Below are 14,699 nucleotides of genomic sequence, written 5' to 3'. Positions count from 1 at the left end.
CGCCACCGCCTTCGGCGGTCCCCCTCCCCCGCCACGCGGGGGAGGATCACGGAGAGGCCCGACGCATATCGCCCTGTGCGACTGCTCTGCCCCTCACAAGGAAGGGGCCCTCTGATGCAAGCCCTGCTCGCTCCCCTGGCGCTGCTCCTCGAGCGCCTGGTCGGCTACCCCAACAGCCTCGTCGCCCGCATCGGCCACCCGGTGATGTGGATCGGCAGGCTGATCTCGCTGCTCGACCTGCAACTGAACCGCGACGCCAACCGCCGCGGCAAGGGCGTACTGGCGCTCGTCATCCTGCTCGCCGCTACCGGCCTCGTCACCGCAGCTATCGCCTGGCTCTGCCGGCTCATCCCCTATGGCTTCATCCTCGAAGCCATCCTTGCCTCGACCTTCCTCGCGCAGAAGGCGCTCGGCGATGCGGTGCGGTTCGTCGCCGCCGCGCTGCGCCGTAGCCTGCCCGAGGGCCGAACGGCGGTGAGCCATATTGTCGGTCGCGACCCGCAATCCCTCGACGAGCCCGGCGTCGCCCGCGCCGCCATCGAGTCGCTGGCCGAATCCACCTCCGATGCGGTGGTGGCGCCGCTGTTCTGGCTTGTCCTGCTCGGCCTGCCCGGTATCGCGCTCTACAAGGCGGTGAACACGGCGGATTCGATGATCGGCCACAAGACCGAGCGGCATCTCGAGTTCGGCTGGGCCAGCGCCCGCTTCGACGACCTGTTGAACCTGATCCCCGCGCGTCTCACCGCCTTGCTGATCGCCGGCGGCGCCTTCTTCATCAAGGGTGCCCACCCCGAGTTGGCCTGGTCCACGGCGCTGCGCGACGCGAGAAAGCACGAGAGCCCCAATGCCGGCTGGCCCGAAGCCGCCATGGCCGGAGCCCTCGGCTTCCGCCTCGGCGGCCCGCGCAGCTATGATGGCGAAGTGGTGGATTTGCCGAGTTTCGGCGATGGCCTGGCGGAGCTCGGGGCCGACGATATCGACCGCTCGCTCAGGCTCTACGCTGTGACGCTGAACCTGACGCTGGCGGTGACGGTGCTGGTGGCGTTGGTGGTTTGGCGACTAGCTAGCTGAGAGAGACGACCCCCTCCCATCCTCCCCCACAAGGGGGGGAGGTGTTCCGCCGGTTCACCTGGCACGATCGAAGACAGAGCCTCGACTCTTCACCTCCCCCTTCATGGGGGAGGCCGGGAGGGGGCCGTCTCTATCAGTCGGCCCCTCAAGCCTCATGCACCCGCCGCTGCAGCACTTCCGCCTGCGGCACCGACCCCTTCAGCACCATCGGCAGCCCCGCCACCACGAAATAGGCATCGTCGCAGATCTCGGCGATCCGCTGATGCGCCGATCCGGCGAGGTCGCGGAACATCCGCGCCATGGCATTGTCAGGCACGATCCCGAGCCCCACTTCGTTCGACACCAGGATCACCCGTGCGCTGGTCGTCGCCGCCAGCGTCGCCAGCAACTCGTCCACTGCTGTCGCCACATTCTCGTTGGCGACGATCAGGTTGGTGATCCACAGCGTCAGGCAATCGACCAGAATCGCATCATGCGTCTTGGCCGCCTGCGTAATCGCCGCGCTCAGCCGCAGCGGCTCTTCGATGGTGGCGAAAACCTGCGCCCGCTGCTGCTTGTGGCTCGCGACCCGCTCGCGCATTTCGGCATCGAGCGCCTGCGCTGTTGCCAGATAGGCCGGGCGCGTTCCGGCCCGCATCGCCAGCCGCTCGGCAAAGCCGGTCTTGCCCGAGCGTGCGCCGCCCAGCACCAGAACATGACCCATTTCTTGGCCTCCTTGCCGTCCTTTGCTGCCATGGAGCAATGCGCCGCGCCGGGCTTCGATCCATCGGCGGCGGACTCTCTTCGCATGCGAGCCATGCGGCAAGCGACCTTTCCAGCCGCTTTCCTTTGCTTATTCTACTTTCGTCTAGAAACCTTTGGCATTAAGGTCCGCGCCGGACTCGGGGGGCTCCTGGGTCGGCAAGCCATTAATTGTCGTGAGGAGTGCGCGTTCGGTGCCTAGGTACTATCTCGGGGTGGATGGTGGCGGCACCAACTGCCGCATCCGCCTCGCCAATGAGAACCTCGAAACCCTGGCCGACGCCGCCGGTGGTCGCTCGAACCTGCAGATCGAAGCCGGCGAGCCGGCTTTCCGCTCCATTACCGAGGGCACCAAAGAGGTGTTCCAGAAGGCCGGCATCGACATCGCCGAGGCGAAGAACACCTATGCCTGCTTCGGCATGGCCGGCGGGCGCCTGCCATCGGCGCGCGACGCCTTCGAGCAGCGCCCCTGGCCCTTCGCCAAGGTCCGCGTCTATGACGACATCGATATCGCCCGCGCCGGCGCCCATGGCGGCGAGGATGGCGCGGTGATCATCGTCGGCACCGGTTCGGCTGCCCTGGCCATGGTCAATGGCCAGCGCCATCAATGCGGCGGCTGGGGCTTTCAGATTGGCGACCAGATGTCGGGCGCCATTCTCGGGCGTGAGCTGGTGCGTCGCTCCGTCGAAGCCACCGACGGCCTGCTGCCCGCTTCGCCGCTCACCCAGGCGGTGATCGAAAAGCTCGGCGGTTCGATCGATGCGGTGATGGATTGGTCCTTCCCGCAAGACCCGCGCGGGCCGATGCCGGCCGGCAACGGCGCCCCCTCGACCCTGCTCGGCCGCGCCCCTGCCGAATTCGGCGCGCTGATCCCGCTGTTCTTCGATTTCTACGAAGCGGGCGATCCGGTGGCCAAGGAGCTGATGGAGCTCGAGCTGAGCTACATCGACACCTATGTGCGCTGGTTCAAGGCGCGCGGCGTCACCCGCATGGCCGCCGTCGGCGGCTTCGGCACCCGCCTCTATCCGCTGATGATCGAGCGCCACGGCGACTTCATCGTCCGCCCCGTCGACGAGCCGCTGCACGGCGCCGTCATCCTCGCCAAGCAGAATTTCGCCTGACAAAACTGCGCATGACAGATCTGCGCCTGAAATGAGTTGCCATGAACTACCTCGATAGGAGCTTGAAGAGCGTGTCCAGCCGTATCATCCCGGTCCAGCCCTTCGATTACGTGGTGTTCGGCGCCACCGGCGACCTCACCAAGCGCAAGCTCATTCCGGCGCTGTACCACCGCTTCAAGGATGGGCAGTTCGATGAGCAGAGCCGCATCATCGGCGTGTCGCGCACCAAGCTGACCGATGCGGAGTTTCAGAAGCTGGCGCGCGATTCGATCGAGACCTTTGTCGAGAAGTCCTATCAGGACAAAAAGACTATCGACCGCTTCATCGGCGCCTTCTCCTACGTGCCCAACGACGTCACCGACGAGGCGCATTGGGGCGATTTGTCGAAGAACCTGCGCGAGGATCCCAAGGTGGTCCGCGCCTTCTACCTCGCCATTGCGCCCGACCTGTTCGGGCCGACCTGCGAGTACATTCTGAAGAAGGGCTATTACCGGCGTGACGCCCGCGTGGTGATCGAAAAGCCGCTCGGCCACGACCTCGCCTCCTCGATCGAGATCAACGACGAAGTGTCGAAGATCTTCAAGGAAGATCAGGTCTACCGCATCGACCATTACCTCGGCAAAGAGACGGTGCAGAACCTGTTGGCGCTGCGCTTTGCCAACATCCTGTTCGAGCCGATCTGGAACTCCGCCCATATCGATCACGTGCAGATCACCGTCGCCGAGTCGGTCGGCGCCGGCACCCGTGGCTACTACGACGAATCCGGCGCGCTGCGCGACATGGTGCAGAACCACATCATCCAGCTGCTCTGCCTCGTCGCCATGGAGCCCCCGGCTTCCGACGCCGCCAATGCGCTGCGCGACGAAAAGCTCAAGGTGCTGCGCTCGCTGAAGCCGATCGACGGCGCCGATGTCGGCCGCGTCACCGTGCGCGGCCAGTATCGCGGCGGCAGCGTCGACGGCACCGCCGTCGCCAGCTACCAGGACGAGTTGCCCGAGGATAAGAAGGGCTCGCGTACCGAGACCTTCGTCGCCATCAAGGCCGAGATCGAGAACTGGCGCTGGTCTGGCGTGCCGTTCTACATCCGCACCGGCAAGCGGCTGGTGTCGCGCGCTTCCGAGATCGTCATCCAGTTCCGCAACATCCCGCACTCGATGTTCGACCATGCCCAGGGGGCACCCAAGCCCAACCGGCTGGTCATCCGCATCCAGCCCGATGAAGGCGTCAAACTGTTCCTGATGATCAAGGATCCGGGCCCGGGCGGTATGCGTCTGCGCGAAGTGCCGCTGAACCTCAGCTTCGCCGAAACCTTCGCCGAGCGTACCCCGGAGGCCTATGAGCGCCTGCTGCTCGACGTCATCCGCGGCCAGCAGACCCTGTTCATGCGCCGCGACGAACTCGAGGCCGCCTGGGAATGGGTCGATCCGATCCGCAATGGCTGGGATCTCGCCAATGACGCGCCGCAGACCTACACGGCCGGCACCTGGGGCCCGACCGGCGCCATCGCGCTGATCGAGCGCGACGGCCGCACCTGGCATGAGGATGGGCATTGAACGCGACCCGGCGCAGCTTCGGCACCAAGGAAGACCTGGCGCTGGCGCTCGCCGAGACCGTAGCCGAACATCTGAACGACGGCATCGGGGCCCGCGGCCACGCGGTGCTTGCCGTCTCCGGTGGTTCGACCCCGGCCCGGTTCTTCGCCGTCTTGGGCCGCCGCAAGGACATCGACTGGGAGAAGGTCACTGTCACCCTGGTCGATGAGCGCTGGGTGGACGAGACCAACGATCGCTCCAATGCGCTGCTGGTCAACGAGAAGCTGCTGCAGGGCCCGGCTGCCTCGGCGCATTTCGTACCACTCTACTCGGGTGGCGACGAGCCGACGTCCGCCGCCATCGCCCGCACCAATCTCGCGGTCAACGCCTTGCCGACGCCGTTCGATGTGGTGATCCTCGGCATGGGCCATGACGGTCACACCGCATCGTTCTTTCCCGGTGGCGACAACCTCGCCGCGGCGCTGACCGGCGAGGGGCCGGCCCTCGCCATCCGGGCGCCTGGGGCAGGGGAACCCCGGGTGACGCTGGTCCTGAAGCGCCTTCTCGACGCTTCGGGGCTCTATCTGCATATCGAGGGGGAGGAGAAGCTGGCGACATTGGAAAAGGCTGCGTCGGAAGGTCCCGTTGAGGACATGCCGATCAGGTCTATTCTGCGTCAAAGCCAGACACCGCTGACTATCTTCTGGAGCCCCTGAGAGACTGCGGAGCTCGTTCAGGAAAAGTTGCAGACTTTTCCGGTTCGAACGAGCGACCAAGGAACTCTTGCGGCTCCCCCAAGGAGCATGAAATGTCCGTCGTCAAGATCGTCCAGGAAGTCACCGACCGCATCGCGGCGCGGAGCGCCACCTCACGTCGCGAATATCTCGACCGCCTCGAGGGCGCGCGCGTGCAGGGCGTGCATCGCGCCGGGCTCGCCTGCGGCAACCTGGCCCATGCCTTTGCCGCCTGCTCCCCGTCCGACAAGGCCAAGCTCGCTGGCTCGAAGTCGCTGAACCTCGGCATCGTCACCTCGTACAACGACATGCTGAGCGCCCATCAGCCCTACGCGACCTATCCCGATATCATCAAGGATGCGGCGCGTTCCATCGGCCAGACCGCGCAGGTCGCCGGCGGCGTCCCCGCCATGTGCGACGGGGTCACCCAGGGCCAGGCCGGCATGGATCTGTCGCTGTTCAGCCGCGACGTCATCGCCATGTCGACGGCCATTGCGCTCAGCCACAACATGTTCGATGCCGCCGTCTATCTCGGCATCTGCGACAAGATCGTCCCCGGCCTGATGATTGGCGCGCTCACCTTCGGGCACCTGCCCGCCGTGTTCGTTCCCGCCGGCCCGATGCCCACCGGCATCTCCAACGACGAGAAGGCCAAGGTCCGCCAGCTCTATGCCGAGGGCAAAGTCGGCCGCGCCGAACTGCTCGAGTCGGAAGCCAAGTCGTACCACTCGCCCGGCACCTGCACCTTCTACGGCACCGCCAACTCCAACCAGATGCTGATGGAGATCATGGGCCTGCATCTGCCGGGCGCCAGCTTCGTCAACCCCAACACCCCGTTGCGCGAAGCGCTGACCCGCGAAGCCGCGAAGCGCGCCTTGTCGCTCACCGCCGAGGGCAATGACTACACCCCGATCGGCCACATCGTCGACGCCAAGGCCATCGTCAACGGGCTCGTCGGGCTGCTGGCGACCGGTGGGTCCACCAACCACACCATGCACCTCGTCGCCATCGCCGCCGCGGCTGGCCTCAAGGTCACCTGGGAGGATATGTCGGAGCTCTCGGGCGGCGTGCCGCTGCTGGCCCGCGTCTATCCCAACGGCATTGCCGACGTGAACCACTTCCACGCCGCCGGCGGCATGGGCTTCATGATCCGCGAGCTGCTCGAGGCCGGGTACCTGCACGAAGACGTCAAGACCGTCTGGGGCGCGGGCCTCTCCGGTTACACGGTCGAAGCGAAATTGCTCGAGGACAAGCTCAGCTTTACGCCCTCGCCCGCCATCTCCGGCGATCCTAAAGTGCTGGCTCCGGTGAAGGATGCCTTCTCTGCCAATGGCGGCCTCAAGGTGCTGTCGGGCAATATCGGCAAGTCGGTGATCAAGGTTTCGGCGGTGAAGCCCGAGAACCGCGTCGTCGAAGCCAGGGCTCGCGTCTTCCACACCCAGGAAGGGCTGCAGGCCGCGTTCAAGGCCGGCGAGCTCAACGGCGACGTCATCGCCGTGGTCCGTTTCCAGGGCCCCAAATCGGTCGGCATGCCGGAACTGCACAAGCTCACCCCGCAGCTCGGCATTCTGCAGGACCGCGGCCACAAGGTCGCGCTGGTCACCGATGGCCGCATGTCCGGCGCCTCGGGCAAGATCCCCGCCGCCATCCACATGACCCCCGAAGCCAGCGATGGCGGCGCCATCGCCAAAATCCGCGATGGCGACCTGATCCGGCTCGACGCCAACGAGGGCACGCTCACCTTCATCGGCGACGAGAAGGAATTCTTCTCCCGCACCCCGGCCACCGAGGATCTCCGTCGCGAGCACTACGGCATGGGCCGCGAACTCTTCGCCGGCTTCCGCGCCCTGGTGGGCACCGCCGACCGCGGCGCCAGCGTGTTCGGCTAAGCGCGATCTCTGCGTGATCCTCCCCCGCAAACGGGAGGATCACGCAGCAGATCTGGTGATCCGATCCGGACTCGTGCGTCCAACCGGGTTGTGGATACTCTGCCACGTTCGCTGCCGATGTGCTGGAAGCGGCCAGAATATTCTTGTTCCTATTTTAAGGCGCGTGCACTGTCACACGAGGGGGCCGGTGCTGATTTGCCCGGCTGTGACGGTTGCCTTGGCAGCCGATCGACAGGAGGGAAGCGTGCTTGCAAGAATAGCCATGGCCGCATTGGCATCGGTTTCGATGGTCTCGGGCGCGCTCGCCTGGGATGGGGCGCGGGCCTACCACCTGCGTCCGGGTGGGGCGAGCGATGTCAGCCTGGCGCTGAACCTGCTCCATGTCGAGAACACCCTCCTCGGACTTGGGGACACCACGCTGGACGTGGGGGTGCTGACCCCGACCTACCGCACGAGCTTCGACGTGATGGGCAATGTCGGCTTCGTGCTGATCGGCCTGCCGGTCGGCGGCATGACGTTCGATTCGTTGGCCGGTACCATCGACACGGGCATCGCCCAAGGCGATCTGGTGCTCGGCGCGGGTGTGGGACTGGTGGGGATGCCGGCCCTCGCCCCCATGGACTACGCCATGCACAAGCCGGGCTTCCAGGCCATGGTCGAGGGTAAGCTGTTCCTGCCCACCGGCGATTACGATGCCAACCGGATAGTGAACCTCGGACAAAATCGCTGGACGTTTCAGGCCAGTCTGCCCATCAGCTATGCGCTGGGCGACAACATGATCGATCCTGAGCTGACCACCTTCGAAATCCGGCCAGTAGTGGTGATCTTCGGCGACAACGAAGATCCGTTCGGCCCGGCCACTGTTATGAGCCAAGCTCCGATCTTCGGCATCGAAGGTCACATCACCCGCAACTTCAACAACAGCGTCTGGGCCGCCGTCGATGCCTACTACGAGACCGGCGGCGAAACCTCGTTCGACGGTGTCGCCAACGGTGACGGGGTGGAGACGCTGGCGCTCGGCGCCACTCTCGGCCTGGTGCTCAGCCCGAATGTCGCAACGCGCATGACCTATCGGCACACCGTCTATTCCAGTGACCCGGACCTCACGGGGCACGCCCTCGAGATCACCGCGGCCTATCTGTTCTGACGCCTACTCGGCGGCGGCCGCGTAGGCCGCCTCCATCCTGGCGAAGGCCGACACGGCCGGTTGTGGCGCGCCCAGATGGATGTGCCGCAGCTCATCCATGAACTCTTCCCAGAGCTGCGGGCCGCCATCTTCGAGCACCTGCGCCCCCGTTGCCAGGTCCGCGGCGGGGCGGGTGTGGCGCAGCCCCCAGCTGCCCATCACCGCCATCAACGGCACCAGTTCGATCGCCTTCTCGGTCAGCGAGTAAACCACCCGCTGCTTGTGGCTGGGGTCCGGGCTGCGGGTCAGCAGCCCATTGGCCGTGAGCCGTTTCAGCCGGTCGGTGAGGATGTTGGAGGCGATGCCCTCGATGCTCTCGGTCAGGTAGGAGCGGAAGCTGCGGGGCCGGCCGCCGAACATCGAGTCGCGCAGGATGATCAGGCTCCAGCGATCGCCAAAAGTCTCGAGCGTGTTGTTGATCGGGCACCCTGCAGGTCGGTAGCTCATCATTTCCATCCGCAAACTGGTTGCAAAATAGAGGTGGTTTCCAGCCGATCTCGACTGTTAGCACAGGGACTGGCGCAAATGAACGCGACCCCTTCGGATCGCCGCCGCACGACAGGAGCCACGCATGGCCAAGCTCATATTTGGAATGATGCAGTCCCTCGATGGCTATGTCGCCGGCGCCGAGGGCCAGCCCGGCCTGCCGATGCCCGACGATGCGCTCCACCTCCATTTCAGCTCCCAACTCAGCGGTTTCTCCGGCAGCCTGCTCGGCCGGCGCATGTACGAGATCATGCGCTACTGGGACGAGAAGGAAGCTGAAGAGGGCGAGGCCGGTCTCGCTTTCGCCACGGCCTGGCGGGCGAAGCCGAAATGGGTCGTCTCACGCACCCTGAAATCGGTCGGGCCGAACGCCACGCTGCTGGACGGCGATCTCGAAACCTCCATCAAGGCGCTGAAGGCCGAGCAGCAGGGCGTCATCGACGTCGCCGGCCCGGAGCTGGCGGGCGGCTTGAGCGCGCTTGGCCTCATCGATGAGTATCAGCTCTACCTCCGGCCCTTCGTGCTTGGTCGCGGCAAGCCATTCTTCCATGGCCCCCGGCCGCCGCTCCGCCTCAAGTCCAGCGAACAGATCGGCGATACGATGCGGCTCATCTACGTCCCCGCCTGAACGGCAGCCGCAATGGGGTGACGAGGCTTTGCCAGTTCCCCAAACTCGGTGTCATCCCCGCGGAAGCGGGGAACTCCGTTTGCGATCGTGCGGCAGACACCAAAACAGAGGTTCCCGCTTTCGCGGGAATGACCCGGTGGGTGAGGTACGCCCTAACTTAGCGCTCATAAGCGAAAAGCCGGGACCCTTTTCATAGCCCGCTCCAGGGGAGAGTTGGGTCCCAGCTTTCGCTGACCCCAATGCTCCCAGCTGGATCCGGCCAGGCTCACTCGTCTTTGAGCCTGTAATCGAGCCTTGGCCAGTCGTTGCTGGTAAGCCACTGCACCAGGTGCTCCCGGAACGATCGCGCGGCCACCACCGCGCCCGTCCGCCACCACCAGACCACATCGGCCGCCTGCTCTCCGGCAATCGACGGATAGACATAGAGGCAGCCGAGGTATTCGCCCTCCTGGCTTTCGATCACCCAGGCGAAACTGCGACGGGCCTCGAACTCCCGTTGATGCCAGGCGAGATCGATGAGGTTCTTCTCTTTGGTCAGGCCATCGGGCCAGCTCGACCCTGGGTTCGCGGTCTTGATGTCGGCTGCGCTCTCCATCACGGCATCGAAATCTCGCTCCAGGTCATTGATCGACAGTGCTCGCAGCGTGAGCTCGCCGAGGACATGCACAGCCGGGATGGAGCGGTCCTTGAACGCGGGGTGTGGCCTCATCCGGTCACCCTGCCGACCGGCCGCACTTCGGCAAGCCGCCTGACGGCGTAATCGTCCTTCCAGCACACCGCCGCCTCCCAGGCGGCCGAGGCCTGGGCGACGATGTTCTGCGCCTCGCTGTCGTAGCCGGCGGCGTTGAACGGCAGGTCGAGGTCGAGGTCGACGACGTCGACATGCGCCTCGTCCCAGTCGATCAGCGCCACCCGGTCGGCGGTCATCCGGACATTGCCTGGGTTGGGGTCGCCATGCACTGCGCTCATTGGGCGCCCGGCAAGCCGCGCCCAGGCGGCCCGGCAGCGGACCACCGCCTCGGCCGGCATGGCGTTGAGGTTGATCCGCGTTCCCGTGTCGGCAACCAGCAGGTCGGTCGAGGAGCGCCAGCCCGGCCGCTGCGGCCAGCCCGCCGTCAGCCGGTGCAGCTCGCGCAGCGTCACGGCCACCCGGCGCCAGTCATCCGCCGACTGCGGTGGCCCGCCCTCCAGATATTTCATCACCACCAGCCCATCGACGAACAGGCGCCCGTCGGTGGTCGGGATCGGCGCCGGCACGGTAAGGCCATTCCGATCGAGATGCAGCAACAACTCGGCCTCCCAGGCGAGATCGGCGTCGCCCCGCTTGCCGAGCCGCGCCACTGCCAGTTGCCCGCCGATGCGCACGCTCCAGATGTCATTGGCCACACCCCCGGTCAGCCGCTCGACCCGCACCGCATCATTTCCCCATAGTCCGAGCGCTTCCCAACCCACCTGCAACATCCCTCGATATGCAAAAAACCGGGCCGCGCTGGTGCGGCCCTGGCCCCGAACGCCGCCGGTCAGGCCCCTGCCGGGACCGACGCGAAGTCCGCGTGCCGCCAATCACTATTGAGGCCATGCTCGGGTCAACCCCCCATTTCGCAGCTTGACACTTCGGTAGTGATCCTGAATTGAATTCAATTCAAGATTGGGAGTGCCTGTGAATGACCAACACCCGCCAAAACCTCATCGCTGCTGCCCAGGCCGAGCTCATCGCCGGGCACGGCCATCTCGAGATGCAGGCGGTCGCCAGGCGGGCCAAGGTCTCGGTCGGGCTCGCCTACCACCACTTCGGCTCGAAGAGCGGGCTGATCGCCGCGGTGGTGGAAGCGTTCTATGCCGAGCTGAATGCGGCGGCCTTCGACAATGCCGCGTTTCCCGCCGGCAGCTGGGCCGAGCGTGAGAAGGCCCGCATCGGCGCCTACGTGGCGTTCCACTACGCCCACCCGTTTGCGCCGCTGGTCATCGGAGCGCTGAGCCGGTCACCTGAGGTGCTCGATGTCGAGAAGGCTTTCACCAACCAGACCCTGACGGGCGGCGAAGCCATGATCCGGGCGGCGCAGCGCGACGGCACCGTTCGGTCGGACCTCGACCCCGCGCTGACCATCGCCCTGATGAGCGGCGGCATCCGGCAGGCGCTGCTCGGCGCCCTGACCCGGGGGAAGCGGCCCGACCCGGACGCGCTCACCGAAGCGGTCTGGCGCTTCATGGCCGCCGCGCTGCGCCCGGCAACCTGACCGCGAGAGATCCAGCATGCCGATGCCGCTCGACTTTCACCGCCCGCAGCCTGCCTATGACAGGAGCGAGCTGCTCCGCTCCGCCGCCGGCGGCTATTTCGGCCCCGGCAATGCCCAGCTGCCGGCCCCGCCGATGCTGATGATGGACCGCATCACCTCCATCAGCCGCGATGGTGGTGCCTACGGCAAAGGTCACGTCGTCGCCGAGCTGGCGATCACCCCGGAGCTCTGGTTCTTTTCCTGCCACTTTCCTGGCGATCCGGTGATGCCCGGCTGCCTCGGGCTCGATGCCATGTGGCAGATCATCGGCTTCTGGCTTGGCTGGTCGGGTCTCCCCGGCAAGGGCCGGGCCGTCGGCGTCGGCGAGATGAAGTTCCGCGGCCAGATCGGCCCGCAAACGCGCCTCGTCCGCTACGAGGTCAGCCTGCGCCAGGTCCGCCGCGGCCGACTGCCGTTCGGCATCGCAGACGGCAGTGCCTATGCCGACGAGTCGTGCGTCTATGTCGCGAGGGATATGCGCGTGGCGCTGGTTGGGGCTTCCTAGCCGTTGACCATCGGCGCTGCCTTGCATGCCTGGTGCTTGATCGGGTGCACTTGCCCTGGCTCGACGGGGTTTGCGGCCTGCCACATCTCGGCGAGTGTCGCTGACTGCGACAGGCTCTCCGTATTCATGCCCTGAGCTAGGCGTTTGGCAAGTGCAGGGGCCTCGAGGCACCCGGATGCCGCTGCGATCGTCAGCCACATATGCGCCTGCACCTCGTCCGCGGGCCATCCGCTGTGGCCTTGGAGGAAAAGCTCTGCCAACTGGAACTGCGCCTCGGCCAGATTCTTCGCCGCCGAACTCTGCAGCAGCTGATCGGCCTTTTCCGGCTGACCCGCGGCCAACTGGTCCAGCGCCTCGAGCAGCTGCATAGACCTCTCACCCCGCTCCAGCGCGATCCTCCGCCAGTAGGCGTACTGGGCCAGGTCCCTCTCCACGCCCTTTCCGAGTAAGTACGAGAGGGCCACGTTTCCGGCCGCCTGCGAGTCTCCGGCCTCGGCTGATTTCAGGAACCATTTGAACGCCTCGGCGTCGCTCTTGATGACTCCACCCAAGCCGGTCCGATAGTGCACGCCCAGATCGTACATGGCGTGCGCGCTGCCGGCCTCGGCCGCGCGCCGCGACCAGCCAAGTGCCCTGGCGTAGTCGGACGGCGTCCCCTCGCCGTACCAATACATGTGCGACAGCTTGTTCTGGGCATCGACGTTGCCGGCGTCCGCCAACGGCTCAAGCAGGGCCAGCGCCACCTCGTAACGGCCGGCGTCATGGGCCGCCAGCGCATCTTCCCATTCACCGGCAAATGCCGGAAGTACGGTTGCGCACAACAAGGCCACTGCTGCCAAAATCTTCAAGCGCAAGACAAGCCCCATTACTGCGTGACGACAATCGGCAAAGCAACGCCGTCAAGCTTGCGTCAATAAGTGGCCGGCCGCCAGCCTCCGGTTAAGGAATGCTTAACTACACGGCTCCGTACGGGTACCGGCGACGCGCCACCTCCAGGCCGCAGCAACCGGCATTGTCACGTTGCCGTCTCGAAGGCAGGGTAGGCGGACAGGCACCACCCGCCCCAAGGTTCGCCATGCCGTTTGCTTCGCTTTCTCGTCGTCACCTCCTGCAGCTCCTGGGCTCCGCCGCGGCCCTTCCCCTGCTGCCGGCCTCCGCGTTCGCGCAGTCGGCGCCCGCGGCGCGGCTGATCATCCTTTCCGATCTCCACTCGGCCTATGAGCGGAGCGCCCAGCTGCTCGCTGCCGTCGCCGCTGAGATCGCGGCGAGCCCGGCGCCGGCGGCGATCCTGATCAACGGCGATGTGTTCGAACTCGGCAATGTCGTTGCCACCCGCTCGGCGGCCGCTGTCGACTGGAAGCTGCTCGAAAAACTGTCGCGGTTGGCGCCGACCGTGCTGAACATCGGCAATCACGAGCCTGACCTGATCAACGATCTGGCGCAGCTGATTGCCCGCGCCCGTCGCGCCGGGCTCACCGTGGTCAGCAACATCATCGACAAGCGCACTGGCGCGCTCTACACGCAGCCGGGCTTCCAGCTCGATCTTGGTCCCGTCCCGGTGGCGCTGGTCGGCATCGCCACGGCCGCGATCAACACCTATCCCAAGGCGACGCGCGACCAGCTCGGCATCCCTGACCCGGTCGAGTGGGCCACTGCCAACCTCGAAAGCAACCTGCCAGCGGGCAGCCTGCATGTGGTTCTCAGCCATGCCGGCGTCGTCGCCGATCGGGGCATCCTGCCGCTGCTGTCCGATGGGTCGCTGCTGGTCGGCGGCCACGACCACCTGGTGCTCGAACATGCCGAGGGCAAGACGCGCTATGTCCATACCGGCTCGTGGAGCAGCCTCATCACCGTGGTCGATATCGGCGCCGACCGCGCCCTGTCGCTGCGTCAGCTGCAGATCGATCGCAACGGCGGCGCTGACGAGGAACTGACGGCACTGATCGGCGCCACCTTCGCCGAGCATCTCACCGCCGAAGAGCTGGCTATCGTCGGCATCAGCGAGAAGGCCCAGACCCTGGGGGAGAGCGCCCGTTTCGCCGCCACGGCGCAGGCAGCCGCCGGGGCCGGCGATGTCGGCTTCATCGGCCACACCACCTTCGGCACCGGACTGCCCTCAGGCGAGGTCACCAAATACGCCTTCGATTCCGTCGTTCGCTTCGATGGCAAGCTCATGCGGGCCGAGGTCGATCGCCCGACCCTCGACGCGCTGCTCGCGCGCTGTAACCAGGATGGCGACATCCCGCTCAGCGCCCGCACCGGCGATTTCCTTTATGCCGCGCCGCTCGAGCTGGCCGACAAGCCCAGCTACACCATCGTCTGCAACGACTGGTCAGCCACCAACCAGAAATCCTATTTCGGCCGCGAGGATCTCGCCTTCACCGAAATCCCCGACCTCAAGGTCAAGGCCACGGTGATCGAGGCGCTGAACGCCTGACGCGCTTGCGGATCTGTCGGGCTGTTGACGAGTTGAACTCTCAGTCGTCTCGAACTCTCCAGTCGTCGCCTCCCTCCCCCCGCGGCGCTACGG

The 14,699-nt window shown here is 66.0% G+C and carries 15 protein-coding genes; 10 read left to right on the top strand and 5 right to left on the bottom strand.

The window, feature by feature from the left end; all coding sequences use genetic code 11:
• The first annotated feature begins 114 nt into the window (after positions 1–114).
• A complete protein-coding gene (cbiB, locus tag VW23_RS14055) occupies positions 115–1,071 on the top strand; it encodes an adenosylcobinamide-phosphate synthase CbiB (RefSeq protein ID WP_069910189.1) in 957 nt (318 codons plus the stop codon).
• A gap of 145 nt (positions 1,072–1,216) precedes the next feature.
• Here the strand turns inward: cbiB and cobU are convergent, their stop codons facing one another.
• A complete protein-coding gene (gene cobU / locus VW23_RS14050; protein WP_069910188.1) occupies positions 1,217–1,774 on the bottom strand; it encodes a bifunctional adenosylcobinamide kinase/adenosylcobinamide-phosphate guanylyltransferase in 558 nt (185 codons plus the stop codon).
• 232 nt (positions 1,775–2,006) lie between these two features.
• On the opposite strand from cobU, the gene VW23_RS14045 reads away from it, so the two are divergent.
• The 5 genes from VW23_RS14045 (at position 2,007) to VW23_RS14025 (ending at position 8,235) form a co-directional block, all read left to right on the top strand.
• Positions 2,007–2,933: a glucosamine kinase nucleotide-binding domain-containing protein gene (locus VW23_RS14045; protein ID WP_176730400.1), complete on the top strand. Its 927-nt coding sequence runs from the start codon at positions 2,007–2,009 to the stop codon at positions 2,931–2,933.
• Positions 2,934–3,004: 71 nt separating this feature from the next.
• Positions 3,005–4,486, top strand: coding sequence for a glucose-6-phosphate dehydrogenase (zwf, locus tag VW23_RS14040; protein ID WP_069910191.1), 1,482 nt, complete (start codon positions 3,005–3,007; stop codon positions 4,484–4,486).
• Complete coding sequence (gene pgl, locus VW23_RS14035) at positions 4,483–5,181, top strand: 6-phosphogluconolactonase (protein WP_069910186.1); 699 nt, start codon at positions 4,483–4,485, stop codon at positions 5,179–5,181. The genes zwf and pgl overlap by 4 nt, the downstream gene beginning before the upstream one ends.
• 92 nt (positions 5,182–5,273) lie before the next feature.
• A complete protein-coding gene (edd, locus tag VW23_RS14030; protein ID WP_069910185.1) occupies positions 5,274–7,088 on the top strand; it encodes a phosphogluconate dehydratase in 1,815 nt (604 codons plus the stop codon).
• Between the two features lie 244 nt (positions 7,089–7,332).
• The gene (locus VW23_RS14025) at positions 7,333–8,235 is read left to right on the top strand and encodes a transporter (protein WP_141728337.1); all 903 of its coding nucleotides are present in this window, start codon (positions 7,333–7,335) and stop codon (positions 8,233–8,235) included.
• Between the two features lie 3 nt (positions 8,236–8,238).
• Here the strand turns inward: VW23_RS14025 and VW23_RS14020 are convergent, their stop codons facing one another.
• A complete protein-coding gene (locus VW23_RS14020) occupies positions 8,239–8,721 on the bottom strand; it encodes a winged helix-turn-helix transcriptional regulator (protein WP_141728336.1) in 483 nt (160 codons plus the stop codon).
• A 124-nt stretch (positions 8,722–8,845) separates the two neighbouring features.
• Here VW23_RS14020 and VW23_RS14015 point away from each other — a divergent pair, with 124 nt between their 5' ends.
• Positions 8,846–9,388 carry a dihydrofolate reductase family protein gene (locus tag VW23_RS14015; protein WP_069910182.1) on the top strand — a complete coding sequence of 181 codons (543 nt, stop codon included), beginning with the start codon at positions 8,846–8,848 and terminating at the stop codon, positions 9,386–9,388.
• Positions 9,389–9,653: 265 nt separating this feature from the next.
• Here the strand turns inward: VW23_RS14015 and VW23_RS14010 are convergent, their stop codons facing one another.
• Together VW23_RS14010 and VW23_RS14005 are read right to left on the bottom strand one after the other, a co-directional pair.
• Positions 9,654–10,097 carry a hypothetical protein gene (locus VW23_RS14010; protein WP_069910181.1) on the bottom strand — a complete coding sequence of 148 codons (444 nt, stop codon included), beginning with the start codon at positions 10,095–10,097 and terminating at the stop codon, positions 9,654–9,656.
• Positions 10,094–10,840, bottom strand: a complete 747-nt coding sequence (locus VW23_RS14005; protein WP_069910190.1) for a phosphotransferase enzyme family protein — start codon at positions 10,838–10,840, stop codon at positions 10,094–10,096. The genes VW23_RS14010 and VW23_RS14005 overlap by 4 nt, the downstream gene beginning before the upstream one ends.
• A 212-nt stretch (positions 10,841–11,052) precedes the next feature.
• On the opposite strand from VW23_RS14005, the gene VW23_RS14000 reads away from it, so the two are divergent.
• Positions 11,053–11,625, top strand: coding sequence for a TetR/AcrR family transcriptional regulator (locus VW23_RS14000; RefSeq protein WP_069910180.1), 573 nt, complete (start codon positions 11,053–11,055; stop codon positions 11,623–11,625).
• A gap of 16 nt (positions 11,626–11,641) precedes the next feature.
• A complete protein-coding gene (gene fabA, locus VW23_RS13995) occupies positions 11,642–12,169 on the top strand; it encodes a bifunctional 3-hydroxydecanoyl-ACP dehydratase/trans-2-decenoyl-ACP isomerase (protein ID WP_069910179.1) in 528 nt (175 codons plus the stop codon).
• Here fabA and VW23_RS13990 read toward each other — a convergent pair.
• Positions 12,166–13,023: a tetratricopeptide repeat protein gene (locus tag VW23_RS13990; protein ID WP_176730399.1), complete on the bottom strand. Its 858-nt coding sequence runs from the start codon at positions 13,021–13,023 to the stop codon at positions 12,166–12,168. The two genes, fabA and VW23_RS13990, sit on opposite strands and share 4 nt — an antisense overlap.
• Positions 13,024–13,244: 221 nt before the next feature.
• Here VW23_RS13990 and VW23_RS13985 point away from each other — a divergent pair, with 221 nt between their 5' ends.
• The gene (locus tag VW23_RS13985; protein ID WP_069910177.1) at positions 13,245–14,606 is read left to right on the top strand and encodes a metallophosphoesterase; all 1,362 of its coding nucleotides are present in this window, start codon (positions 13,245–13,247) and stop codon (positions 14,604–14,606) included.
• Positions 14,607–14,699 lie beyond the last annotated feature (93 nt).

This window comes from Devosia insulae DS-56 (genome assembly GCF_000970465.2).
GTDB lineage: Bacteria > Pseudomonadota > Alphaproteobacteria > Rhizobiales > Devosiaceae > Devosia_A > Devosia_A insulae.
The sequence above is the reverse complement of the archived record's forward strand: the minus strand, read 5'-3'. Positions and strand labels throughout refer to the sequence as shown.